This is a genomic window from Specibacter sp. NPDC078709, from assembly GCF_040686795.1.
Taxonomy (GTDB): Bacteria; Actinomycetota; Actinomycetes; order Actinomycetales; family Micrococcaceae; genus Specibacter.
Map to the genome: position 1 here is coordinate 308823 of NZ_JBFBLU010000003.1, position 24283 is coordinate 333105.

19 protein-coding genes, 1 tRNA gene and 3 pseudogenes are annotated in these 24283 nt (G+C 58.3%); 9 read left to right on the plus strand and 14 right to left on the minus strand.

The window, feature by feature from the left end:
• Positions 1-38: 38 nt before the first annotated feature.
• The 3 genes from ettA to AB0P14_RS08000 all read right to left on the minus strand — a co-directional run bounded on the left by ettA (position 39) and on the right by AB0P14_RS08000 (position 2978).
• A complete protein-coding gene (gene ettA / locus AB0P14_RS07990) occupies positions 39-1721 on the minus strand; it encodes an energy-dependent translational throttle protein EttA (protein WP_363840127.1) in 1683 nt (560 codons plus the stop codon).
• 95 nt (positions 1722-1816) lie between these two features.
• A complete protein-coding gene (locus AB0P14_RS07995; protein WP_363840130.1) occupies positions 1817-2329 on the minus strand; it encodes a hypothetical protein in 513 nt (170 codons plus the stop codon).
• A 43-nt stretch (positions 2330-2372) separates the two neighbouring features.
• Positions 2373-2978 carry a single-stranded DNA-binding protein gene (locus AB0P14_RS08000; protein ID WP_363840133.1) on the minus strand — a complete coding sequence of 202 codons (606 nt, stop codon included), beginning with the start codon at positions 2976-2978 and terminating at the stop codon, positions 2373-2375.
• 185 nt (positions 2979-3163) lie between these two features.
• On the opposite strand from AB0P14_RS08000, the gene AB0P14_RS08005 reads away from it, so the two are divergent.
• Positions 3164-3239 (plus strand) — tRNA-Arg (locus AB0P14_RS08005).
• 123 nt (positions 3240-3362) lie between these two features.
• On the opposite strand, the pseudogene AB0P14_RS08010 reads toward AB0P14_RS08005, so the two are convergent.
• Positions 3363-4085 (minus strand): annotated as a pseudogene (locus AB0P14_RS08010) (Ku protein); the annotation flags it as partial.
• A gap of 171 nt (positions 4086-4256) precedes the next feature.
• On the opposite strand from AB0P14_RS08010, the pseudogene AB0P14_RS08015 reads away from it, so the two are divergent.
• Positions 4257-6758 (plus strand): annotated as a pseudogene (locus tag AB0P14_RS08015) (ATP-dependent DNA ligase).
• Between the two features lie 217 nt (positions 6759-6975).
• Here the strand turns inward: AB0P14_RS08015 and AB0P14_RS08020 are convergent.
• The 4 genes from AB0P14_RS08020 to AB0P14_RS08035 all read right to left on the minus strand — a co-directional run bounded on the left by AB0P14_RS08020 (position 6976) and on the right by AB0P14_RS08035 (position 10226).
• Complete coding sequence (locus AB0P14_RS08020; RefSeq protein ID WP_218712547.1) at positions 6976-7209, minus strand: CsbD family protein; 234 nt, start codon at positions 7207-7209, stop codon at positions 6976-6978.
• 41 nt (positions 7210-7250) lie between these two features.
• Positions 7251-7724: a hypothetical protein gene (locus AB0P14_RS08025; RefSeq protein WP_218712552.1), complete on the minus strand. Its 474-nt coding sequence runs from the start codon at positions 7722-7724 to the stop codon at positions 7251-7253.
• A gap of 103 nt (positions 7725-7827) precedes the next feature.
• On the minus strand, positions 7828-8094 hold the full coding sequence (locus tag AB0P14_RS08030; protein WP_218712507.1) for a Rho termination factor N-terminal domain-containing protein: 267 nt from the start codon (positions 8092-8094) through the stop codon (positions 7828-7830).
• Between the two features lie 1823 nt (positions 8095-9917).
• Positions 9918-10226: a DUF4235 domain-containing protein gene (locus AB0P14_RS08035; protein ID WP_363840138.1), complete on the minus strand. Its 309-nt coding sequence runs from the start codon at positions 10224-10226 to the stop codon at positions 9918-9920.
• Between the two features lie 96 nt (positions 10227-10322).
• On the opposite strand from AB0P14_RS08035, the gene AB0P14_RS08040 reads away from it, so the two are divergent.
• From AB0P14_RS08040 to AB0P14_RS08050, 3 genes are all read left to right on the plus strand, one after another.
• A complete protein-coding gene (locus AB0P14_RS08040; RefSeq protein WP_218712510.1) occupies positions 10323-10793 on the plus strand; it encodes a hypothetical protein in 471 nt (156 codons plus the stop codon).
• Positions 10794-11557: 764 nt separating this feature from the next.
• Positions 11558-12265 carry an HAD family hydrolase gene (locus tag AB0P14_RS08045; RefSeq protein ID WP_218712511.1) on the plus strand — a complete coding sequence of 236 codons (708 nt, stop codon included), beginning with the start codon at positions 11558-11560 and terminating at the stop codon, positions 12263-12265.
• A gap of 61 nt (positions 12266-12326) precedes the next feature.
• Positions 12327-12512: a hypothetical protein gene (locus AB0P14_RS08050; RefSeq protein WP_218712512.1), complete on the plus strand. Its 186-nt coding sequence runs from the start codon at positions 12327-12329 to the stop codon at positions 12510-12512.
• 177 nt (positions 12513-12689) lie between these two features.
• Here AB0P14_RS08050 and AB0P14_RS08055 read toward each other — a convergent pair whose 3' ends face one another.
• A complete protein-coding gene (locus AB0P14_RS08055; protein WP_363840143.1) occupies positions 12690-13631 on the minus strand; it encodes a DNA topoisomerase IB in 942 nt (313 codons plus the stop codon).
• 130 nt (positions 13632-13761) lie between these two features.
• Entirely contained in the window at positions 13762-15933 is a 2172-nt protein-coding gene (locus AB0P14_RS08060) for a catalase (protein WP_363840146.1), read from the minus strand.
• A 164-nt stretch (positions 15934-16097) separates the two neighbouring features.
• Between AB0P14_RS08060 and AB0P14_RS08065 the strand changes: the two genes are divergently transcribed.
• Positions 16098-17336 (plus strand): YbdK family carboxylate-amine ligase, encoded by a 1239-nt coding sequence (locus AB0P14_RS08065; RefSeq protein WP_218712515.1) that lies wholly within the window; start codon positions 16098-16100, stop codon positions 17334-17336.
• 534 nt (positions 17337-17870) lie between these two features.
• On the opposite strand, the pseudogene AB0P14_RS08070 reads toward AB0P14_RS08065, so the two are convergent.
• Positions 17871-18484: pseudogene (locus AB0P14_RS08070) on the minus strand (NAD(P)H-dependent oxidoreductase).
• 214 nt (positions 18485-18698) lie between these two features.
• Here AB0P14_RS08070 and AB0P14_RS08075 point away from each other — a divergent pair.
• Genes AB0P14_RS08075 through AB0P14_RS08085 form a run of 3 tightly spaced genes read left to right on the plus strand, consistent with a single transcriptional unit; the run spans position 18699 to position 22373 of the window.
• Positions 18699-19304, plus strand: coding sequence for a 2Fe-2S iron-sulfur cluster-binding protein (locus AB0P14_RS08075; protein WP_218712517.1), 606 nt, complete (start codon positions 18699-18701; stop codon positions 19302-19304).
• Entirely contained in the window at positions 19301-20296 is a 996-nt protein-coding gene (locus AB0P14_RS08080; protein ID WP_363840151.1) for a xanthine dehydrogenase family protein subunit M, read from the plus strand. Before AB0P14_RS08075 ends, AB0P14_RS08080 begins: the two co-directional genes overlap by 4 nt.
• Entirely contained in the window at positions 20289-22373 is a 2085-nt protein-coding gene (locus AB0P14_RS08085) for a xanthine dehydrogenase family protein molybdopterin-binding subunit (protein ID WP_363840154.1), read from the plus strand. The genes AB0P14_RS08080 and AB0P14_RS08085 overlap by 8 nt, the downstream gene beginning before the upstream one ends.
• Positions 22374-22474: 101 nt before the next feature.
• On the opposite strand, the gene AB0P14_RS08090 is transcribed toward AB0P14_RS08085, so the two are convergent.
• From AB0P14_RS08090 to AB0P14_RS08100, 3 genes are all read right to left on the minus strand, one after another.
• A complete protein-coding gene (locus tag AB0P14_RS08090) occupies positions 22475-22867 on the minus strand; it encodes a low affinity iron permease family protein (protein WP_052136684.1) in 393 nt (130 codons plus the stop codon).
• Between the two features lie 531 nt (positions 22868-23398).
• Positions 23399-23626 (minus strand): hypothetical protein, encoded by a 228-nt coding sequence (locus AB0P14_RS08095; RefSeq protein ID WP_218712520.1) that lies wholly within the window; start codon positions 23624-23626, stop codon positions 23399-23401.
• Positions 23627-23692: 66 nt separating this feature from the next.
• On the minus strand, positions 23693-24256 hold the full coding sequence (locus tag AB0P14_RS08100; RefSeq protein ID WP_253596382.1) for a DNA starvation/stationary phase protection protein: 564 nt from the start codon (positions 24254-24256) through the stop codon (positions 23693-23695).
• Positions 24257-24283: the final 27 nt, after the last annotated feature.

The following is a 24283-nucleotide window of genomic DNA, read 5'->3' on the forward strand; positions in this document are numbered from 1 at the left end:
CTTGTGGGGACCGGCCATTTCTTTATGGGCCCTGCGTATTAGTCGCGGGTTAGGCGGCGGTGGGTGACGCGGTGCGGACGTGCCGCATCGGCGCCCAAGCGCTCAACCTTGTTCTCCTCGTAGGAGTCGAAGTTACCCTCGAACCAGTGCCAGTTGGCCGGGTTCTCGTTGGTGCCTTCGTAAGCGAGGATGTGGGTAGCAATTCGGTCCAGGAACCAGCGATCGTGCGATACCACGACGGCGCAGCCGGGGAATTCCAGCAGCGCGTTTTCCAGGCTGCTGAGGGTTTCCACGTCAAGGTCGTTAGTGGGCTCATCCAACAGCAACAGATTTCCACCCTGCTTGAGGGTCAACGCAAGGTTCAAGCGGTTGCGCTCACCACCGGAGAGCACACCCGCCTTCTTCTGCTGATCCGGACCCTTGAAGCCGAAAGCGGCAACATAAGCGCGGGACGGCATTTCTACCTGTCCAACCTGGATGAAGTCCAAGCCGTCGGAAACAACTTCCCACAGGGTCTTGTCTGGATCGATTCCGCCACGACTCTGGTCCGCGTAGGAGATCTTGACTGAGTCGCCAACCTTGAGGTTGCCGCCGTCGAGCTCTTCCAGACCAACAATGGTCTTGAACAGCGTGGACTTACCAACACCGTTCGGGCCGATGACACCAACAATGCCGTTGCGTGGCAGGGTGAAGCTCAGTCCGTCGATCAGGATGCGGTCACCGTAGCCCTTCTTGAGGTTTTCGGCCTCGAGCACGATGCCACCCAGGCGCGGGCCCGGCGGAATCTGGATTTCTTCGAAGTCGAGCTTGCGGGTGCGGTCTGCCTCGGCAGCCATTTCCTCGTAGCGAGCCAGACGAGCCTTGGACTTGGTCTGGCGGCCCTTGGCGTTGGAGCGTACCCACTCGAGTTCTTCGGTGAGGCGCTTGGCCTGCTTGGCGTCCTTCTTGCCCTGAACTTCAAGGCGGGCGCGCTTCTTCTCCAGGTACGTGGAGTAGTTGCCTTCGTAGGGGTACAGGTGACCGCGGTCAACTTCTGCGATCCATTCGGCCACGTGGTCCAGGAAGTACCTATCGTGGGTCACGGCGAGAACGGCGCCGGCGTAGCTCTTGAGGTGCTGTTCCAACCAGTTCACGGACTCGGCGTCCAAGTGGTTAGTGGGCTCATCAAGGAGCAGCAGGTCCGGCTTCTGCAGCAGGAGCTTGCACAAAGCTACGCGACGGCGCTCACCACCGGAGAGCAACGTGACATCGGCGTCTCCCGGCGGGCACTGGAGTGCATCCATGGCCTGTTCGAGCTGGGAGTCAATGTCCCATGCGTCGGCAGCGTCAATGGCTTCCTGCAGTTTGCCCATCTCTTCAAGGAGGGTGTCAAAGTCAGCATCGGGGCTGGCCATTTCCTCAGAGATCTCGTTGTAGCGCTGAATCTTGGAGTAGATCTCACCAACGCCTTCTTGCACGTTGCCCAGAACGGTTTTTTCCTCGTTCAGCGGCGGCTCCTGGAGCAAAATGCCCACAGTGTAGCCCGGGCTCAGACGAGCCTCACCGTTGGAAGGAGTGTCCAAGCCAGCCATAATTTTCAGAATGGTTGATTTACCGGCACCGTTGGGACCCACAACACCAATTTTGGCGCCGGGGTAGAAAGACATACTTACGTTGTCAAGAATGAGTTTTTCGCCAACAGCCTTGCGGGCATTGGACATCGTATAAATAAATTCCGCCATACCCACAAGGTTAGTGGGTGCAGGCTCATAACTCACATTCGCTACGGCCTAAGTGAGCAACACGGCAGAATGTGGCTGCTTCGAAGGAGACGAAGTTAGTGCGTGTCTCCCACAAAGCAGCGCCCTGAACCTAGGACGGGCAGGATGGTGACGGCAACATTTCCGTCCCGAACCTGCCCAATGACGCACTCTGCTCCCACGAGTGTGGCCGATTCGATGGCATCAACGGCCAGACCAGTGGGCGTGATGTCAATGGACAACTCGACGCTTTCCTTGACGGCGCCCGCTTCAAGCATCGCGGCCATCATTTGCTCGCGATTGGGTGCCTTGGTAGTGGACGCTAAAGCGCTAAGCGACGCCTTCAGTTTGCCCGACATCTCTTCTGCCGCAGACACGGTTTCCGGCTTCTCACTGGGAGTCGGGGCATCGCCCTTGACCGGGGCCGTGCTGACTGGTGGGGCCGCTTCCGGGGTGGGCGTTCCACCAGGCAAGAGTGAACAACCGCCCAGAGCCGCGGTGGCAGCCAGCAGAACCGTTAAACCTACAGCCCGGACGCCCCTGCTGCGTTGTGCGGGCTGGTGGCAATATGTCATCTTTTCCAAAGTCACCCCGCCATTGTGCCATGTGCACCTGATACTTTGGCCCCCCGCACTAGAAGGGCGCTGAGCTCACGAGAATCTCGCCAGTTTGCTCATCAGCGTGCTCGCCGGACTGGAGACCTTCCGCGGCTTTCAGATCGTCATCATCAGAATCTCCTTGGCCGGCATCCTCGTCGTCACCGTCAACGTGGTTGACAGTATCGGCTGGCTCGTCAGGCGGGAATTCGCCCTCCTCGAAATTCGGTTGCAGAGATCCACCCGCGGGGTTGCCGCTTGTTGCGTCGTAGCTTTGCTTGGCAGAACGCATGCGGTGATAGGTGACGGTTCCAAAATTGAGGTCGAGGCCAATACTGTCAGCTTCGATTTCAACGCCGTTGCCTGGTGTGCCGTCCTTACGCAGGTAGGAAGTCACGTTGAGCTTGCCCATGACCACGATCCGGTTCCCCTTGTGAATGCTGATCATGGCGTTGGTAGCCAAGGTCCTGAAAGCTGTGACCTGAAACCAGTTGGTCTTACCGTCAACCCACTGGTTTGTGACAGGATCCCGCTGGCGCGTGTTGGAACCCATGCGGAATTTCCCGATCACCAGACCGGTCTCCGTAGTACTCATTGTGATGTCCGAGCTGACAAATCCCCGAAGGCTGATGTAGTTGGCCATTTCACTACCTTTCGATAAGCCGCAGCTGCGGCAATGGTTGCTTGGGATCCAGCCAACGCCGTTCATAGCCTGCCCACCAGTGGAAAAACCCCAAATGTGGGCCTAAACAGTGGCTGCCCTGCCTGTGGGGGAAGAGATTGGTGAATTAACCTGATAATTTAGATGCGGCCCTTGGTTGGGCCAACGCCTCGGTAGCTCAGCGGATAGAGCAGGAGCCTTCTAATCTCTTGGTCGTGGGTTCAATTCCCGCCCGGGGCACCAAAATGTGGCTCTGACCTGCGGTTATGTTCCGCAGGTCAGAGCCATTTAAGGGCAAAAACGGCCCAAGTCACGTTTTACTCACGTTTTTGAACGAAAAGTTGGTCACGTTTTTGGCTTGCATTTTTCTGCTTCCTCTTCATCTCCAAAAGTCGCTGCAGTGTCTAGGGAATCGCCGTGCTTGATTTTCTCGTCAATCAGGCTTCGCAACTCTAGTTGATAGTCATCCGCAAAATCACTTGGATTAAAGTCTCCGCGGAACTGAGCAACCAAAGCCGAAGACATCTTCAGTTCCTGTGCACTGATTTTGGCTGTTCCCGAGGAGTCCAGAAAACTGGGGTCGCGCACCTCGTCAGCCCAGAGGATCCCCTGTAGAACCAGAACCTTGCCGCTGACCCGCAGTGCTCCCAACCGAGTTTTCTGCCGCAGGGCAAATTTGACCACTGCCGTCAGTTCCGTATTTTCCAGGGTCTTTACCAGCAGTCGATAGGCCTTGGGAGATTTAGAGTCGGGTTCCAGGTAGTAGCTGCGTTCGAGCATGATGGGATCGATTTGGTTGTTGGGCACGAACTGCACCACTTCAATTTCGCGGCTCTTTTCCGCTGGTAGGGACTCAATGTCTTCCTCACTAAGCACGACTGTCCGGTCTCCGTCGTCAAAGGCCTTTTCGATATGCCCGTAATCGATTTTCTTTCCACAGACCTCGCAACGTCGCTGGTAGCGGATGCGGCCGCCGTCGGCATCGTGAACTTGGTGCAAATCCACATCATGATCTTGGGTGGCCCCATACGCTTTGACGGGCACATTGACTAATCCAAAAGCAATCGAACCAGTCCATATTGATCTCATGGATCCAGCTAAGCACCATCGTTGGGTCTTTTCCAGAGGATAGCCGGTGGCATGAAACGGCGGTTGCCCGGGGTGCGATCACGGGCAGGGGTGGCAAAGAACTCACCACACGGTAACAATGAACTATGTCCACCGAGGAGGCCTAACGTGTCCCGTTCAGCAGATCAACTCGTGAATGTTGATGGCCACCGTTTAAAGCTCAGCAATTTGGACAAGGTGTTTTACCCTGATTCCGGCACCACCAAGGCTGATGTGCTGGGTTACTACGCCTAGGTGGCCCATGTCCTGATTCCACAGGCGGCGAGGCGCCCCGCTACACGAAAACGCTGGGTGGACGGAGTGGGCACGGCCGAGAAGCCTGGAAAAGTCTTTTTTCGAAAAGACCTTGAGAACTCAGCGCCAGACTGGGTTCCGCGGCAAATCCTGATGCACAAGGACCATGTCAATACTTATCCCCTCGTCAACGAGCCTGCCGTTTTGGCATGGTTTGGCCAAGTGGCCGCACTGGAAATCCATGTTCCACAGTGGAGGTTTGGTCTAGACGGGAAGCCAGCAAGGCCCGACCGGCTGGTTCTGGACTTGGATCCAGGGGATGGTGCCGCCCTCAGGGAGTGTGCCGAGGCTGCGCAGCTGTGCCGTGAACTGCTCACTGCCATGGGCTTGGAGGCCTATCCGGTCACAAGCGGGTCCAAGGGCATCCATCTTTATGCGCCTCTGGACGGCAGTTACGATTCCACAGACATTGAAAAGGTCGCCCATGAACTTGCCAGGTCTTTGGAATCGGACCATCCGGACCTGATCGTCTCAGACATGAAAAAGTCATTGCGGAACGGCAAGGTTCTGATTGACTGGAGTCAAAATAGCGAAGCCAAGACCACTATCTGCCCGTACTCACTCCGCGGAAGGACTAGGCCCACCGTTGCCGCCCCACGATTGTGGGATGAGATTGCGGACCCCGAACTGCGCCAGCTCGAACTCCATGAAGTGGTAGCGAGGGTCAAACAAGAAATCGACCCCATCAGTAATTTAGGCTTGCAGCAACCCGTCGAGGAACGGCCAGAGGCAGCGGACCGGCTTCATAAATACCGGTCCATACGCGACGCTGGCAAAACCCCCGAGCCGGTCCCCCTTGAGCCTGCGAAAGACACCGCTTCCTCCGAACCCACGTTTGTCATTCAGGAACATCACGCGTCGCGACTGCATTGGGATTTCCGACTCGAACATTCCGGCGTCCTGGTGTCCTGGGCCGTCCCCAAAGGCCCGCCCCTAGAACAGGCTGAAAACCGGCTGGCCGTCATGACGGAGGACCACCCCTTAGGCTATGGTTCCTTCGAAGGCACCATTCCTCAAGGCGAGTACGGAGCAGGTACTGTCACCATTTGGGACGCAGGAACATGCGTGCTGGAGAAATGGCGAGAGGGAAAGGAAGTCATTGCATTGCTCCACGGCAGGCCCGACGGCGGCTTGGGCGGAGTCCCGCGCCGCTACGCCCTCATCAACACCCCCGGCATGGGAGGGGCAAAGAATTGGCTGATCCACCTCATGAAAGACCAGCCCGATACCGGTCGTCAGACACAGGAAAAAGCGGGTGAGTTCGACCTCGCACCCGGTGCCGATAGTGCGGGTAACAGGCTAGTCACGCAGACGCGGCGGGCGAAAATTTGGACAGGGGAAGCCTTGGATCTCCCCGCTCCCATGCTGGCGACGGCGGCCACAGCAGACGGCGTGGATTTCACCACATCATGGTCATTCGAGATGAAATGGGATGGCATGCGTGCCATGGCCGGTGTGGCTGGTGGGACAGTGCGTATCGCCAGCAGAAGTGGCCGGGATGTCACTCAGCAATACCCGGAACTCCAGGAGCTTGCATCTTTGGCCGCTGACGGGTCCGTGCTCGACGGCGAAATTGTCGCCTTGGACAAGTCCGGTCGGCCCAATTTCGGATTACTGCAGAGACGCATGAAGCTGAGTAACCCTCGGGATATTGCGAAGGCCATGAAAACGGTTCCCGTCCAGCTGATGCTTTTTGATGCGCTGCAAACAAGTGCTGGGAGCGTCGTGCAACCACTGCAGCACAAGCGGTATTCACAACGGCGCGAGTCACTCCTTGCAGCAGTTGCCCAAGGTCGACACATCCACGTGCCGCCTGCCCTCACGGGAACTCTTGAAGAAGCACTGATTACAAGCCGTGAACTCCAGTTAGAGGGTGTGGTCGCCAAGAAAATGGACAGCCGCTATCTACCGGGTAAGCGCAGCCGGGACTGGCTAAAGATCAAAGACGAAAAACATCAGGAAGTCATCGTCATTGGCTGGCGTAAGGGTACCGGCTCCCGCAGCAAAACCCTCGGCTCACTACTACTTGCCGTGCATGACGAGAGCGGGCTGCGCTACGTGGGAAGGGTGGGCACCGGTTTCTCCGAACATGAACTGCAGGAGGCTGCAGCTCTGCTGAAAACCCGTGAACGCAAGACTCCACCTGTCAAGAACATCGCCGCCACGGACAGGCGCGACGTCGTGTGGACAACACCTAAAATGGTCGGAGAGGTCAAATACGCCGAGCTCACCGCTGACGGCAAACTGCGTCACGCAACCTGGCGTGGGTGGCGTCCCGACAAAACAGCCAAGGACGTGCATTGGGAGCTAGACCATACGCAAGGCTCTGGCCCGACGTGAGGAATCCTCGGAGCTCCCCAAACCATGTCCGGTCGCCGCGGCGGCACTGACAAATGAAATTGGAAGCTAAGCGCCCCTACGCAGGAGGCATCGGCAGTGTTGTCAGGATGACGGTAACCACGAATCAAACACTGTTGCGGAAAAGCCTGCTGCGAAAAACCCACCGCGGGGACAGCAAATCTGCCAACCAGCTGCCCCCTTGGTGGTGGCGCTTCCGTCACGCACCGCCAGTGGTGGATGCTCCGCCCTCGGTGTCATCAGTGTGAACGTCGTTAGAGTCCTCCTTGAGGTGAGCCTTGGCGTCTGCCAGCTTGTCCTTGGCCGTACCTTTGGCCTGCTCCAACTTGCCTTCGACCACCTGCGACTTGTCATCCGTGGCCTTGCCTACAGTTTCTTTGATCTTTCCGGTGGCTTTGTCTTTGGCTGCGTCGAACTTATCTGCAATACCCATCATTCCTCCTGTTGTGATTTTCTCTTTTACATGCCGAGAATCTATTCCTTCGCGGGACCGGCATCCTCGACAATGGTTTTCCCGTCGTCGTCAGTGAAGACGCGGTACTCATTTGTGGGCTGATTTTCCTTGGCCCTTAGGGACCGTGCGGTCGGTGGCTCGTCAATGGCTGACCGTTCAGCGTCACCGAACACAGCACCGAGGCCCTTGGAATCTTCAGTAGGCTCGCCAACAGGAATAGATTCACCGTGGCCACGCGATAACTCCGACTCCTCGACGGGGCTCTGGCCCAGATCTGCGAATGTATGCAGACCCGCATGGCGCCAACTCACATGCACGTGGGCTGATCCGTCTTCGGGAGTTTTGACGTTAGTCACAATTTCCTCCATGGGGGCGCCCATGTCCCTGATTTTCTCCTGGTACGACCCCACCAATTGCTCCAAGGATTCCGGCGTCCACTCCCCGGGACGCATGCGGGTGGAAATCTCCACAGGTTCGTTGGTGCTCTCAGTCACGTTCTTCTCCTAAGTATTGAATTGGCGATTGACAGCCTCCCGGATGTCAAGATCTGGACTCCACTTCCACCGACACTGGTGGGTATTGGGCCACTGTCAGAAACTAGGAATTACGCAATGCTTCAATGAGTTCCGACTTACGTTTTTTGGAATATCCGCCCAGTCCAATTTCTTTGGCCTTGTCTTTGAGCTCGGGCACAGTCCAGTCCTCATAGTCTTTGGACTTGCCGCCCTTGCGCCCCACCGCAGATCGTCCCTTCTTGGCCGCAGCATTGGAGATTCTGGCTGCTTTTTGCTCCGAGGCTCCATCATCGCGCAAAGCCTCGTACATCTCTGGATCCTTCAGGCTGGGATTCTGCTTCTCAGGCATGATCTCTGTCCTTTCGCGATTCGGTTGCGCTTCTTCCAGGCTCGCATTCAGCCGCTTCGGGGCTAAGGCCCAAACAGTATTTTGGATTGTATATCCTCAGGTACGTCTCCGGGGGCATGGAAGGGATCACGGAGTCCATTGCGCATGCCCGTTTTTTCCTTAGCGTCCCCAAGGTGATCTGTCGCAAGCATAGGGAAACCGTTCATGCCGCTGAAGATCCTTCCGGGAGTGGTGAAGTGTGACTTGGATGGTCCTCCTGCCTTTCGCTTTAGCAAAAATTGCAGAAAATCCGGTCATGCGACTTCTCCTGCAGCACTGAGCGGGTCGCTGCTTCGTTGGCTGATGGCTGTTTCATCCGCCACTTCGACTCTAACGAGACATGCGGTAAATATCTACGTCTTTTTAAGTTGCCGCACACCAATTGGAGTGTAAAGCTTTGTGCTTTTCAAGCCTTCTTGGCCGGGCACCTAAGTCCTTGAGCCCGCCGCCTCGGCCTTGCAGGATCCTCACCAAGGAGTCGCTGCGAGGGGGCGAAGTCTTCTTCGGATTCCCAGACCCGTCGCTGCTTGCCGTCCACAGGATGTGCTCGGGCCATTGCTGCCTCGAGGACGTGGACGCTCCGCGGCAACCTCGGTAGCATGAGATGACGTTCGCACTTGTGGCAACAAGTGCGGCACTCGCGTCGGGACAACCTGTCTCCCCACGAATAGCAGCCACTGAGAAGAGGCGCCACACATGAACGAGCACCAGCCCGTTGAACCGAAGCCGCAGGCTCCGGAACCGTTTCCCGTCGATCCTTCCCCAAACCCCGGAGCGCCTGTTGATCCGACAGAGCCGGCCCAGCCGGATGATCCCAACGGGCCTCCGCTCCCCGTTCCCGAGCCGAGCGCGCCCGGTCATCCGGATCCGTTTTTCCCCACAGCACCCCCGGTGATTTAGTCGGCGCTGTTTTATACTGCAGAGCAAGCCGCTCCCGGAGCCTCCAATCTTTGGAAGCAGTTCTCTCTGCAGAGCCGGACCCACCCGGATGTCAGCCAGCCACGGAGTACGCACCAGCACGACTCAATGGTGGCCAGTCTTGGCTGGGAGGTCTGTGAGCTTCGGGTTTTTCGAAGCCGGAAACTCACGCTCCATTCCGCACTACTAACTGCACGTAACCGGGACTTCCCCCGTTGAAGGACCGCATCGTCGCCAAGCACTGAACGAAGTAAATCATTAGGAATACTTTTGACCGCGCTCATGGACGTCTGGCGCGAATACAGCACCAACATATCCGTACCACGCATGTTGTAGGGCAGTTCTCCCGCCAATTATCTGGAAATATAAGCCTCAAACTCCGAGAGCACACCGTAGCGAACCAATTTCATTGCCGAAGGCAAAACTTCGTCCGCATCCTTGGATGGAAAATCCCGGTGCTGGATCTTTATCTTCGAACCCGCCGCATATTGCTAGGGGCATCGCAGAGTGCGAGACTACAGCGGCCGTGGTGCGAGCCCCGCAGGTGAGCAGGTGAAACCAGAGGCAGATAACGGCTGAGAGCTGCCTTGCAGCGGCTTTCATGCGACGGGCGCCGTCGTTTCAACTGCGTTCGCCATCCGCCTCTATGCTGCACCCTGATCTGCAGCGCACTTCGCTGGGACGGGGTTCACGTTGGCTGTGGCCTTCATTCTGGCAGGGGCGTGTTTCGTTCGGAGCAACGCTTGTGATGTGGTCCCGGGACGATTAAAATTCCTTGTTTGTCTGCGGGCACCCGCCCGCTGTCAGGGCGGGTGCCCGCAGGAACTCCCTGCCTGCCATGGCAGGGACTTTGATGAGTGGGAGAGCTAGACCTCAGCTGGATTGCTTTCCAGCTTCAGTGTTGCCTTGCGTGCAAGTCGTTGAGTGATGACGTGAATGACAGCGCCCGTAGCTGCTGTGGCCAGCGCAAAAACCAGTACACCCGGCAATGGATTCCCTAGGTCGTCGGCCTCCTTGGGTGGCTCATGGCCGGTACCTTTTCGCCAGCCTGCAGCCAATGCTTTACGCGCGGCGGCTCCAGCCGCCAGACTTGCCCCCAGGCTCAGAATTTTTATAATGATTTTCATTCCGTTGTCTCCTCTGTTTTGCAGTGGCGTAACCCGTTCCTTACCCACTCTTGCCAATGTGGCAGGCTTTCGCAAGCGGCGGCTTGTGATTACAGTAAGAACAGCGAGACCTGATGAGTGAATCCGTCAACGAAGGAGAACATCGTGAGTATCGAAGACAACGAAAAACGCGAAGAAACCCTCAAAGGGCAGCAGCCCGCAGATCAGGCTCAAGGAGGGTACGGCTCTCCCACCCCCGAAGACGAAATGCCCGATGATGCTGCCACCAATCCTGGATCACCTGACCCCACACTTCGAGGCCAAGAAACTGATGAGGAAGCACTGAGCGATGATGCGAGCTTGGGTGCTCCCGACAAAAGTTTCTTTGAGGATGAAGAGGCTGGAAGTGATGGCGAACCAGGTGCTGGGCGACTTGGGGGCACTGACGATCAGTACCGGGAGGAGTTGGACCGAGCAGAGGGCAGCCCAGCGCACATTGCTCCTGAGGATGAGTCGTCCTTGGATCTACCGTCAGCGGATGCCCCTCTCAACGACAGTAATACGGAACCCGCCCGCGAGGGTAGAGAGTCATTTTCCTCTGAACCGGATGCGGACGCCGACGGCGCAGGCCGCTGAGAAAAGTACGCTGACGGTTCACACGGAAAATGGGCAAACCGCCAATGCATTTTTCGCTGTTCTTCCCGCGAATTGGTCGGAAAGGAAATTCGACCTGTTCGTTTTGTTCGAGATCGGCTACTACGTGAGCTCAGCGACACTGCCTGAAATGGTCGGCCCGCTAAACGGTGCGGATGTGCCTCTTATCCTCCGTGCTGAGAAGCGGCCGGTGTGGGCAGGTGCCTGCGTTGAGGGTGGCAGCTTATAGAAACGCCGGCATCCCAGCAGAGTTGATACGGCAAGGGCCGACTAGAGAATTCTGGATTGCCAACACAGACGCTGATACGGAGGTCCCGGAGCATTGGCTCCAGAGAAATTTTGAACTTACCGCAGGCGGTGCTGACGTTGTCGTGGACACTGCTGAACTGCGCAGCTCCCCTATTGGTACAGTGCGGATGCTGCGCCGGCTCAACCTCCATCAGAGAAACGAGGATCATCCCTACATCCAGGGGGCTCTTAGGGGCTTTAGAGCGGATACTTTTGCCGCTCTGGGCGGCTCAAATGACCAAGGACATGAGACCGGTTCTTCGCGGCTGCGTCCCGATCCTCGGGATAAATAGTGGCCGCCACCGACACTTCCCGCGTCAAAAATTCCGGACGGATCAACAGCCGAACCGGTGGGGGCTTCGCTGATTTTCTGGACAAACTTGGCCGAGCCAGTACGCCGGAAACAGAGCAGACCACGTCACTGCCGACAATAGATCTAATAATGAAAGGAGAGCCCCATGGCCAGTGAATATTCCCATGCCGTACTATTCGACGTGGACGGCACCCTGATCGATTCCAACTACTTGCACACACTGTCCTGGTGGCAGGCCTTACGCCAACAGAGCTTCACTGCCCCTGCTGCCACGCTGCACAGGGCGATAGGAATGGGTGGTGAAGAACTAATCCGGCACATTCTGGGCAATGGCACCAGCCCCAAACAGACCCAGAAGCTCATCGACGCGCATGACACCATTTTCTCCACCTATTGGCCGGCCCTGCTTCCTTTCGAGTCTGCCGCAGCACTGCTGGAGCATTGTGCCCGGGCAGGAGCGGCGGTGGTCCTGGCCTCATCCGCCGCGCAGACTGAACTGGACGTGCTGCGCAAGGCCCTAGACGCTGATCACGCCATTGCTGCAAGCACTAGTTCCTCTGACGCCGAGCGGGGCAAACCATCTCCTGACATCCTTGCCGCCGCTCTGAAATCAGTAGGCGTGGACACCACCCATGCTCTTTTTGTGGGTGATGCAGTCTGGGATGCCAAAGCCGCGGCAGCCCTGGGTATACCCATGATCGGGGTGGGCAGCGGCGGCACCAGCGCAGCGGAGTTGTACAACGCGGGAGCCGTGGAAGTCTTTGACGACGTCCGGGAGTTACTGGAGAAAGTAGACCAGAGCAGGCTCGGAACGCTGTTACAAGCCGCGCAGGGAGCCGATCCCGGAGACTGACCCGCCACTTCAGGGCCATCAATTGATCCAAGCAATACATTCAACAATGAGGAGGAACGCTATGCAGACACACGACGAAACAAACGAACCGAAGGCCCCGGCGAAATCGGAGCAAGAAACCTCAGCGCAAAAGCCTAAGGGGCGTAAGAACCCTGAGGAGTTGCCCGATGGCACGGGAACCGACGCCAAAAAAACAGACTCTGAGCCAGGTCAAGAAGATGGCGGCAAGTCCTTCGACGCCGGCTAAAAACTGTCGGGCCAAGGGGTGCGTTCAGCCAGCAGTGGAGGAACGCGCCCCTTGTCGAAGCAAAAAAATTCGGAATGCTCGCATCCCCTGCCTATCCGCAGTGTCAGACCCGGATTGGCTGCTCTAACGGCCCACCTTATCTTCCGTGACTGAGTCGCTGCCTTGCCTGCTCCCCTTTCAGGTGGTGACGCTGCCCTGCGATGCGGACTTCCTATGGGCTCTGGTTCCGGAGGTCAGCAACTCAAGTACAGCACTGTCACGCTGGCGGTTCAGGGCAGCAACTTTACCCTGTTCGAAAAGGGCCACCACCCGAGGATTCACGTATGAATCCTTGGCTATCGTGGGGGTGTTGTGCAGCCACACGGAGGCATCTTGAATGGCCGCGGTAACGGCATCGGGCGATGAGGCTCCCAGCCGGTAGGAGCGAGCCAGAGAAATTGCGGCTACCGTGGTTCCTTGCCAGGTGCGAAAATCTTTGGCGGTAAAGCCACTACCTACTACTGTGCCGAGGTAGGAGTTGACGTCCGAATCGGAGACGGACTGACAGATTTTCCGACGCCCATTTTTGACGATATAGCACAACGCTGGTCCTTGGCGGGGGTTCTCTGGCACTGAGGAAAAGTAGTCCCCCAATAACGTATCGGAGAGATGCACGTCCCACGCGCCCGCTGATTTGCCCCGGAACACTAAACGGATCTCGCTATCTTGGATGTGAACGTGGCGCCGTTGCAACGTGGTGGCGCCGAAGGAACCGTTCTCCTCAGCATAGGCGGCTCCACCCACCCTCAATCCAGCACGGTCAATGAGGCGCACGGCTGCTGCAAGCGTCCGCCGCTTGGCATCGCTGTGTTGTTGGAGGTCTCGTGTCACTATCCTGCGCATGCTGGGGAGCCGTTGGGCGAAAGCCAGAGACCGGATGAATTTCTCGTCATCTCGCAGTTCGCGCCACTGGGGATGGTAAATGTATTGGGTGCGCCCGGCGGCGTCCACCCCGGTGGCTTGAATATGTGCCCGCGGATCCGAGGCAATCCAGACATGCTGCCATGCCGGTGGAACGGCTAGGTCTGCTATGCGTTTGAGTAGTTTATCGGAAGTGATTCTGCGACCGTTGGCCGACACATACGAGAAACCCCGACCGGCCCCTTTGCGGGTTATCCCGCCCGTCCCTGGCTCGACTCTGTGTAGCTGTTCCTTCATCGCTCTCTTTCTCGTTGTGTGTCGGCCAACGGCCTGCAGTATCTCTGTCGCTTCAGTCCTCTCCCCGTTGCTGCGGGCTGAACCTTGCCCATACGCGATGCTCTGTAAGTAGCTGAGCTAGGCCCTCCACCACTTCCCCCGGGTATCCATGAACTATCCCTGCTGCCTGCGCATCCACAGCGGCGGCGGCCAATACTTCCCCCGCACTGCCCCATCCGCCGATCGCTTTGCCGTGCCGGTATGCTTCTGCTGCCAACACCACGACCCGGGGGTCTAATCCAGTCATTTCTCCGGTGGCGAGAACGACGGCGTCGTATTCCACGGAGCGGGCAGTGGCGTAGCTACGCTGCACGGGCTCCCCCGTGTCAAGGAGCTTGCCGGCTACTGGGGCTATGATCAACGCCAGCATCCCAGCTTCAGTGAGGGCATCTCGTGCTTGGAGTACCTGGTCGGCATCACTTCCGGCGTCGGTCACAATGCCAATGACTCGCGATGCAATGGGCCAATTCTGACCCAGCTGCGACACGGCCGGGCTTGGGGTTTGCTCCGTAGCCGGCTTTGTGGCTTCAGGGGCGGGCAGCCCCAGTTCCGCGGCAACCTGGCGGCACAAATCAGCGTCAATGTTTGCCAGAGCAGCAAGTTGCCGTTCCCGGATGGTTTGTTCGTAGCACTTGCCCAGCTCAAAGGCGTAAGCCTGCGCCACATGGTCCTGTTCCACTGCGGTAAGGCTGCGGTAGAACAGCGTTGCTTGGGAAAAATGGTCCTTGAAGGTTGCCGGGTTGGCGCGTTCCTTTTGGCCCTGCTGCACAGCCTGCGGAATGTCGATGAAGGCACCGGCGTCCGCGCCTGCATGGAAGGGACAGCCACCATCCAGAGAGTTGGGTTTGTAAGGGGCCACCCCTGCATGATCGGCGCTTTGGTGCATGCCGTCCCGGAGCATGTCATTGACAGGTGCATGGGGGCGGTTGATAGGTAGCTGGCCGAAGTTAGGTCCGCCGAGTCGACTGATCTGGGTGTCTAGGTACGAAAACAGTCGCCCTTGCAGCAGGGGGTCGTTGCTAACGTCAATGCCCGGCACTAGATGCCCAGGGTGGAACGCCACTTGTTCGACTTCCGCGAAATAGTTTTTCGGGTTCGCATTCAAGGTCATACGGCCCAGCATTTGCACTGGCGCGAGTTCCTCAGGAACAAATTTTGTGGGGTCCAGTAAGTCAATCCCTGCAAACATCTCATCCTCTGTGTCAGGGAAGACTTGCACGCCCAGTTCCCACGAAGGGTAGTGGCCGGATTCGATGGCGTCGGCGAGATCGCGGCGGTGAAAATCGGGATCAATGCCATTGAGAATCTGTGCTTCCTCCCACACCAGCGAGTGCACACCCAAGGCGGGCTTCCAATGGAACTTGACCAGCGCCGTCGTCCCTTCAGCGTTGACCATGCGGAACGTGTGAACACCGAATCCTTCCATCATTCGGAACGAACGAGGAATGCCACGGTCAGCCATAAACCACAGGGTGTGAGCCTGTGCTTCGGTGTGTAAGGAAACGAAGTCCCAGAAAGTGTCGTGGGCACTTTGCGCCTGCGGGATCTCCCGGTCAGGATGCGGCTTGGCGGCATGGACCACGTCAGGGAATTTGATGGCATCTTGGATGAAGAAGACCGGAATGTTGTTTCCCACGAGGTCGAAGGTGCCCTCGTCGGTATAGAACTTCACCGCGAAACCACGAGTATCCCGCACCGCGTCCGCCGAACCCCGGGACCCCACAACAGTCGAAAAACGCACAAAGACAGGGGTTTCCACTTCCGGAGCCAAGAACCCAGCACGTGTGAGTCCGGCACCTGTGCCGTAGGACTGGAAAACACCATGAGCCCCAGCACCCCGGGCATGTACCACCCGCTCCGGGATGCGTTCATGGTCGAAGTGGGTGATCTTTTCGCGTAAATGATGATCTTGGAGCAGAGTCGGGCCTCGGCGCCCGGCTTTGAGGGAATGATCCGTGTCCTGCAGTCTGGTGCCTTGTGCCGTGGTGAGGTAATCACCGCTCTGGCTACGCGAGTTCTCCGTCTCCCCCGTGGGGGTGCCCGTGGAGGAGACAAGTTCGGGCCCGTGCTGATCGGGTTTGGGCGGCAACGGTTTGCGTGGCTGCGTTGGCTCATCATATGAGGGCGGCTCAACCGACGGCGTTCCGGGAACTGGCGGCGGTACGGGCAAACTGGATTCAGTCATGATTCCTCCCACTGATTTGGGTGATTGATGCAACAACACCAACTCTGACCTCGTAGCGAAGCATGGTCAAGACCCCCGCAAGCAGCTGATGGTGCTAAATCCGCGCCAGTACGCGGGCCACTGCACTTAAGAATTCCTATGCTCGGGACAATGTTGCCGGTAGCATGATGCCCGCAACCATGATTGTGCTCTCGATTGTAAATGTCCATCCCGCATCCCTGGCTGAAATGGAGACCGACATGTTGACCTTTGGCATCGAAGAGGAGTTTGTCTTCCTAGATCCCGACACTCTTTCGCCAGCCCATGTGGCCCCCGCCATCCAGAGAGAACTATTGGCCGCGGGGTATAAAATTACCGAGGTGCAGCACGAATTCTTTCAATCACAAATTGAGTTCGCATCACCTATTTTTGACTCCCGGGAAGTGGCAGTGGGTTCACTGTCAACATTCCGCACTGCGCTGCTGAGCGTTGCAGCCGAACATGGGGTGGTGGTGGCCGGCACAGGGACGCCCTACCAGAAATCCTTGGCACCGATAATGACCGAGGACAGCCGTTATGAAGAAATTGCTACGGTGGTGGCTGCTCTGAGCCAGGAACATGAAATCAACGGCCTGCACGTCCACGTGGGCATCCCGGACCAGGAGAGCGGACTGCGCTGCCTCAACAGCATTCGCCGCTGGCTGCCCACCCTGATGGCCATCTCAGCAAATTCACCGTTCTGGTGTGGCGTGGACACCGGCTTTGCCAGTTGGCGGGCCATTCAATCCCGCCGCTGGACCACGGCGGGATGCCCCCCGCATTTCACCGACGCCCAGGACTACCGCAACCGCGTCAACGCCCTCATAGGCATTGGCGGCACTCCGGACAGCGGCTCCATTGCTTGGTATGCCAGATTGTCCGAACACCAGCCAACCCTTGAAATCCGGGTAGCTGACGCGCAGCTACAGCCCTGGTCCTCAATCCTCCTAGCGCTGTTGTGCAGGGGCCTAGTCGCAACATGCTTAGACTTTGCCCCCTGTTCGCAACCGGAACCAACCAGCGAATTTATGGATGCTGCCCTCTGGCACGGCGCCCGATACGGAATGAGTGGCCAACTGGTTCATCCCCTTCATCAGAGGTTGGTTCCCGCGTCAGAGGCAATCGCGTGCCTCTTGGAGACAATCACGCCCGCTCTGGCCGCCAGTGAAGACCTCGCCGCGGTCTCCTCCCTGCTGCTCCAGTTGCAGGTCCGAGGATCCGGGGCTCAACAGCAACGGGCCCATTACGCGATCGGTGGACGGGACGCTTTGGCGCTACTTTTTTCCAGCAGCGCCGCTCCGAGCATCGGCTTTGGAGAGGACGATGGCTATGGCAATGTCGCCAATATGCCTTGGCCCGGTTCGGCCAGCTCGCCCGTCGGGTAAGCACGCAGTGGCACACTTGGGGGTTCGGTTGCGCCGACGTTTCAAGGGCATCAGAAATCAGGGAACGATGTCCGCCGGAAAAGCCACTAGTTCACTGTGACCACGTGGCGGGACCTTGGGGAGCGGCTCCTCGCTCGTCGGCCCGGTCCTAGCCTCATCCGTCGTTGAGCGCAGGATCAGATTCCACGTCGTTTGAATCTGCGGTGGTGACCGTTTGGGGAGCGCAATGAACGAACAACAGGTTTAGGTGGGATTCTCCCAGCCCCACCGTTACGTACAGAAATCATTCGTAGCAGATATACCTATTAAGCCCCGATCGTTTCGGCTTGATAGTTTCGGGCGATATCTCCGTGCCTGAGTATCCTGACGAGTTCGTGGCGGTCGGCGACGGGGAGTCGCCGCACCTCATAGCCAGCCGATGGTGCACTGATCCCGGCAGCGAAACTTGGCAATAAATGCTGCCGACAGTGGGCCAATCAGGCTGGGCCAAACTGATGGCCAAGCCGGTACAGGATGTCCGCCTACTGTGGCGAATTATCCCGCCGGATAGGGCCGTTCTCGAAGCAACGCAGCCAGATGCACAGAATTCCGGGTGGAGATCTGCGTGGCGTTGGCCGTCACTTCAGGAACCGCTTCGAGGTCTTGATAATCGATGCTATGCATGGCTTCACCCACCCAATAGGTGGACCCCTGGGCCGGGATGGAGTATCCCACTTCGACGAGCCCTTGGGACAGATCGGCGATGACATGGTGGGCACCGTCCTCGTTGCCACTACGGCCACCATTGCGACCTTGTCAAACAGAATGGGCCGCCCTTGGCTGTCAGTTTCAGAGAGTTCTGCATCCAGCCGTTCCAACACCCGCTGGGCCAGACTGGAGGGATGTCCCACCCAAATTGGGGTGGCCAACACCAAGATTTGGGCGGCCATTAATTTGTCGCGAATGGCGGGCCATGCGTCTGCACCCCCCATGTTCTTCTTCACCCCCGGCTTCACGTCGTGGTCCACAATGCGCAGAATCTCGCTCTGCACATTGTGATTGGAAAATGCTTCGGCGACTTGGTGGGCCAACAAATCACTACTGGATTTCTCCGGCGAGGGTGAAAGTGTGCAGACCAGGATCAGCGCTTTCGTGGATGCATCAGTCATTCTTTCACTCTGCCAGACCCCCGCGCATTGCGCCAGAGCCCTCGCTTTCACCCAAAGCCGTGGCCTCGAGGCACGACGAACGATAGTGTCAGCCGCCGCTCGGCAGAGGGTTGTACGCCGCCGTTCACTGGGATATGTTACGAAATAGACACACTAAGCGTTTGGCACTGACCCGAATTCAGGCCCGCCCGTACCAACCGGAGGTGCTGTATCCATGGAAGTAGAGATCGCATTGCTGGTCGACGGAGTGCCGCGGTCATTGACCGTTGACACCCGCACCACGCTCTTGGACGCGCTGCGGAACCGACTGGAGGTAACCGCACCCAAAAAGGGATGCGATCACGGCCAATGCGGTGCCTGCACCGTACTGCTGGAGGGTCGGCGGGTGAACTCCTGCCTAGTGCTCGCTGTCACACAGGAAGGTGCTGAGGTGACCACGGCCCAAGGACTGGGCGGCGGACAGGAACTGCACCCCATGCAGGAAGCCTTTCTGGAGAAAGACGGTCTCCAGTGCGGGTATTGCACTCCCGGTCAGGTGTGTTCGGCGGTGGGCATGCTGCAGGAAGCCGCCGCGGGACAGCCCAGCCTCGTCACGGCCATCGGCAGTGGCACAGGCACAGCTGCGATGGAATTGACCGATGAGGAGATCCGTGAACGTATGAGCGGAAATCTCTGCCGCTGCGGCGCCTACGTCAACATCGTTGCGGCGATCCGAGAGGCTGTAAACCTTGATGCCCCCACCGGGAATGAAGTGCTACGGGAAGTAGCAGAAACAGACTCCGCTCCAGGTCCCGACGGTTCGGCAGGAGCCACTTCATGATCCCCTTTGACTATGAACGTGCCGTGGGCGCCGCCAGTGCCGTCGCCAAGGTGACCGGCCATTCCGGAGCCGCGTTTCTTGCTGGCGGCACCAACCTCGTTGACCATATGAAGCTCGGGATCGCCACCCCGGATTTTCTGGTCGACATCAGTAAGCTCCCTCTCGATACGATTGAAGAATTGCCGGACGGGCGTGTTCGGATCGGGGCAACTGTGCGCAACAGCGATCTCGCAGCACATCCGCTGATCCGGCAACGCTATCCCGTGCTTTCCCAAGCGCTGTTAGCTGGCGCCTCCGGACAGCTCCGCAACATGGCCACCACGGGCGGAAACCTGCTCCAGCGCACTCGGTGTGTTTACTTTCAGGATGTAAGCACACCCTGCAACAAGCGTGAACCCGGCACCGGCTGTTCAGCCCTTGGCGGCTATACCCGCAACCATGCCATTCTTGGCGCTTCGGACAGCTGCGTGGCGGTTCACCCATCCGACATGGCCGTCGCCATGACGGCTCTGGACGCCACGGTCGTAATCTTGGGAACTCACGGGAAGCGCTCACTTCCGCTCACGGCGTTGTTCCGCAACCCGGGGAGTGAGCCGAACCGCGACACTACCTTGGAACACGGCGAGCTCATCATCGCCGTGGACCTGCCAGCGGACACTTCCAGCCTGTCGGCTTACCGCAAGGTGCGGGACCGCGCGTCGTACGCGTTTGCTCTAGTGTCAGTGGCGGCCTTAATGGACATTGACGACAGCGGGACCTTCCGTGAGGTGCGCATCGCACTGGGCGGCGTGGCCCACCAGCCTTGGCGGGCAGAACGTGCCGAGGAAGTCCTGCGTGGCGCGGAAGCAACTGAGGAGAATTTCCGCCGGGCCGCTGATGCTGAACTTGTATTCGCCTCGCCACTGCCGGACAACGCTTTCAAAATACCCATGGTCCGCAACACCATGGTTGCGGTGCTTCGCCAGCTCGCCGGAGGGCAGAACAATGGTTGAACTGCTCAAATCGACGGCTATCGGCTCCAGTCTCCGGCGTCTGGACGGTGTGGCAAAAGTGCGGGGTACCGCACGCTACGCCTTCGATCAGCAGGTGGAAAATCCCGCCTACCTGTATCCTGTCCAGTCCACCATCGCGTTGGGGCAGATCAGCAAGATGGACACAGGTAGAGCCGAGGGGGTGACCGGCGTGATTGCCGTGCTCAGCCACCTCAACGCCCCCAAACTGGCGCAAACAGACGATGCAGAGCTTGCTGTTCTGCAAGGTCCCCACATTGGATTTCGCGGCCAATTCATTGCAGCAGTGATAGCTGAAACACCTGAGATTGCACGTCATGCAGCCAGTCTGGTGGCCGTGAAATACCAGATCGCCGAACACGATGCAGCCTTTAGTGCGGAGCACCCCGGGCTATATGCGCCGGAACAGGTCAATGGAGACTTTGACACTGACACCAGTGAGGGAGATGTTGAGGCCGCACTGGCGGCTTCCGCCGTGGTGATTGACCAGATTTACACAACCCCGGCCGAGCACAACAATCCCATGGAGCCCCATGCCACCGTGGCGCAGTGGCAAGATGGTGAGCTGACGCTCTACGACTCCACCCAGGGAGTGCACCCTGTCAGGCAGAGCATCGCACCAATGTTCGGGCTAGCTCCTGAGGCAGTCCGGGTGATTGCTCCTCATGTAGGTGGCGGCTTCGGGTCCAAGGGTTTGCCGCACGCCCACGTGGTGCTCGCTGCCTTGGCCGCGCAATGCAGTGGCGGGCGGCCGGTGAAATTCGCACTAACGCGACAGCAAATGTTCTCTCTGGCTGGTTACCGCACACCCACCATTCAGCATGTCCGCTTGGGTGCGGACAAGAACGGCCGGCTTGTGGCCATTTCGCAGGATGCGGTGAGTCAGACCTCCAGAATAAAGGAGTTCGCCGAGCAAACGGCTGTCCCGGCCCGGATGATGTACTCCTCGCCAAACCGGCGGACTACGCACCGCCTAGTGCCCTTGGATGTCGCGGTTCCATCGTGGATGCGCGGACCCGGGGAATGCCCGGGCATGTTTGGCCCGGAAGTTGCCATGGATGAGTTGGCCGAGGCATGCGGGCTGGACCCCCTTGAGCTGCGGGTCCGGAATGAACCCGACCGTGATCCGGATTCCGGGAAACCATTTTCCAGCCGCCACTTGTTGGAATGCTTCAGGATAGGTGCCGAACGTTTCGGCTGGGGCCGGCGTTCCTCTCAGCCGCGGGCACGGCTCGAAGATGGCTGGTGGGTGGGCTTGGGCGTTGCCAGCGCCACTTATCCCTTCATGCGAAACCCGGGCAATGCCGCACGGATGTCCTTCCAAGAAGATGGATCCTACACGGTGCAAATCGGCGCCGCTGATTTGGGTACCGGCGCCTGGACTGTCCTGACCCAGATCGCCGCTGATGCCCTGCATGTTCCACCGGCTCAGGTGCACCTGGAAATAGGTGATTCCTCCCTGCCCGTGGCGACGGTGGCCGGTGGTTCCTCCGGCACGGCCAGCTGGGGTGGCACCATCATTGCAGCAGCCCTGGCCTTCCGTCGAGAGCACGGGGGCAATCCTGCACCCGGTGCGCAGACCCAGGCAGAGGCACCCGAAGACCCCGATGCCGAGCGCTATGCGATGCACTCCTTCGGCGCCCAGTTCGCTGAAACCCGCGTGCATGCCGACACCGGAGAGGTCCGGGTTTCCCGCATGCTCGGGGTGTTCTCTGCCGGCCGGATCATTAATCCCCGCACGGCACGCTCACAATTCATCGGCGGAATGACCATGGGCATCGGCATGGCGCTGCATGAAGAAGGCGTCATGGATCCCCGGTTTGGCATGATCGTCAACCACGACCTCGCCGACTATCACATTCCCACCAACGCTGACATTACCGATGTCGATGCAATCTGGTTGGAGGAAACCGACCATCGTGCTGGCCCACTCGGCGCTAGGGGAATTGGTGAGATTGGCATCGTGGGAGCTGCGGCCGCGATCGCCAATGCCACCTACAACGCCACCGGACTCCGGGTACGAACGTTGCCGCTCACCCCGGACAAGTTCCTGTTCTGACCGGCGTGAGCGGCCCTAGGATGATATTCCGAGTGCCGCTCAGATCACGCATGTTCCTGTCCATGCTTCGCCGGCCAAGTCTCTCCTCATCGAGGCGGGGTCTACTGGCCCATAGCTCCTGAATTCTCCTCACCATCATCTTTCAGTCGCTGACGTTGGCTTTCAAGCTCCTTCTCCCCCTCATGTTCGGCGTCGTAGAGTTTGGCGTTACTGATCTTCAACTCCAGCATGATGGCATCAAGTTTGACGTGCAGCGCTTCGCTGTCACGGTTTTGGGTGTTCTGGATAATGAACACCATTAAAAAAGTGATGATCGTGGTACTGGTGTTGATAATGAGTTGCCATGTATCGGAGAAGCCAAGCAGTGGTCCGGAAAGCGCCCATAAAATCAGGACAGCTACCGCCGTCGCGAAGATCCATGGACGGCCCAGAACGGTGGCTACCTTGGTAGTGAACCGGGTAAAAATGCCTGGACCTTGATCTTGTTTCTTCACAGTTTCCCCTAACGAGAGCTACTAGAAAGTTTCTAGAAACCTCTGAACTAACCATGTGGACTACACGTCGGCGAGGCCCCGATCTCTGTCTGGGCAGTTGACCGCCGCAAACAAGCAAATTCTTAGACGTTCATACGAAAGATTTAGGTGATGAGAATACCGCGCCGGGAACTGTCGATGTCATCCCCTGTGCGCTGAGCTGCCCGGACACTTTCACTGGGCGCTTGCTCGTCGCGTTCGGGCAGCAACCGCCGGCGGCTCACTGAGGGACCTCGACGGTTGTCCATTGGGCCGCGGCAATAGCTCAAATAGGCGCTGCCACAATGGGTTCATCTACCAGGCCAAGGCAACCGTTGGCGCTGTGCAAGTGGGTCCCTGACTGGCACGCAGGGCTCCCCTCCCCCGTAACACTGCCGCCGCGCGCATGTGCCCCGACCTGAAAGCAGGGCGGGGCACATGAGGGTTCGGTTATACCGACGGTTTAGGAGCATTAGAAATCAGAGAACGATGCCCGCCGGCAAAGTAGCTGGTTCACTCTGACGATGTGGCCGGTCCTTGGGGAGTGGATCCTCCCTCGTCGGCCCAGTCCTGGCCAAGTCCGTCATTGAGCGCAGGATCAGATTCCACGTCTTGTGAAACTGTGCTGGGCACCGTTTGCGGCCCGTCATTTTCAGGTCCAGAGGCATCGTTTCTGTCTTTGATGGACTTTTCGGCAGCGTCGCGGCTCTGGGGATGGTCGAACTGCTCCGTGTTTGACATGTTGATGCTCCTGATCTTGATCTCGTACTTACTCTTGTCGTACTGCTGGTTCGCTGCGTTCTAATTCTATTTCTTGGACTTTGCCGCAGCGGAGGTTTCCGTGTGCGTGTCAGCGTCGCTCAGTGTCCCCCCAGCGTTTTCCAGATGCGCGCGCATGAACCACTGGAAAAGCTCTAGTTTCGCTGTCTGCCCAATGAGCATGTCCTCGGTGATGGGGTCAAGTTCTCCTGTGAGTGCGATGGCATCGCGGTGGCTGGAGACCACGCCGTCGTAGACAAGATCCAGAGCGGCCAAGTGCTCCATCGTGGAGGCGCGTCCCAACCCGTAATCGTCCCAGTCCCGATCCCTGACCAGCGCACCGGGCAGCCCATTGGGCGAGACACCGAGCGTCGCGATACGCTCTGCTGTTTCGTCAATCATCGCCCGGACCAGTTCGATCTGGGGGTCAAGCATGGTGTGGACACCTATAAAATCACGCCCCACCACATTCCAGTGTGCGTGTTTCAATGTCAGTTGGAGGTCATTCAAGGAGTGAAGCCTGCCTTGCAGGGTGGCTGCCACCTGATGTCCGTCCTTCAAGGACAGGCCGGGGACAGTAAATTTCGCCGTGGAAGTTTTCTTGGAAACCATGGGAACTCCTCTCGAAGCGGCCGATCT

Coding starts and splice junctions, on each gene's coding strand:
- ettA (WP_363840127.1), bottom strand. CDS start 1,721: ATGGCGGAATTTATTTATACGATGTCCAATGCCCGCAAGGCTGTTGGC.
- AB0P14_RS08060 (WP_363840146.1), bottom strand. CDS start 15,933: ATGACTGAATCCAGTTTGCCCGTACCGCCGCCAGTTCCCGGAACGCCG.
- AB0P14_RS08050 (WP_218712512.1), top strand. CDS start 12,327: ATGCAGACACACGACGAAACAAACGAACCGAAGGCCCCGGCGAAATCG.
- AB0P14_RS08095 (WP_218712520.1), bottom strand. CDS start 23,626: ATGTCAAACACGGAGCAGTTCGACCATCCCCAGAGCCGCGACGCTGCC.
- AB0P14_RS08075 (WP_218712517.1), top strand. CDS start 18,699: ATGGAAGTAGAGATCGCATTGCTGGTCGACGGAGTGCCGCGGTCATTG.
- AB0P14_RS08080 (WP_363840151.1), top strand. CDS start 19,301: ATGATCCCCTTTGACTATGAACGTGCCGTGGGCGCCGCCAGTGCCGTC.
- AB0P14_RS08030 (WP_218712507.1), bottom strand. CDS start 8,094: ATGCCTGAGAAGCAGAATCCCAGCCTGAAGGATCCAGAGATGTACGAG.
- AB0P14_RS08020 (WP_218712547.1), bottom strand. CDS start 7,209: ATGGGTATTGCAGATAAGTTCGACGCAGCCAAAGACAAAGCCACCGGA.
- AB0P14_RS08085 (WP_363840154.1), top strand. CDS start 20,289: ATGGTTGAACTGCTCAAATCGACGGCTATCGGCTCCAGTCTCCGGCGT.
- AB0P14_RS08000 (WP_363840133.1), bottom strand. CDS start 2,978: ATGGCCAACTACATCAGCCTTCGGGGATTTGTCAGCTCGGACATCACA.
- AB0P14_RS08065 (WP_218712515.1), top strand. CDS start 16,098: ATGATGCCCGCAACCATGATTGTGCTCTCGATTGTAAATGTCCATCCC.
- AB0P14_RS08100 (WP_253596382.1), bottom strand. CDS start 24,256: ATGGTTTCCAAGAAAACTTCCACGGCGAAATTTACTGTCCCCGGCCTG.
- AB0P14_RS08045 (WP_218712511.1), top strand. CDS start 11,558: ATGGCCAGTGAATATTCCCATGCCGTACTATTCGACGTGGACGGCACC.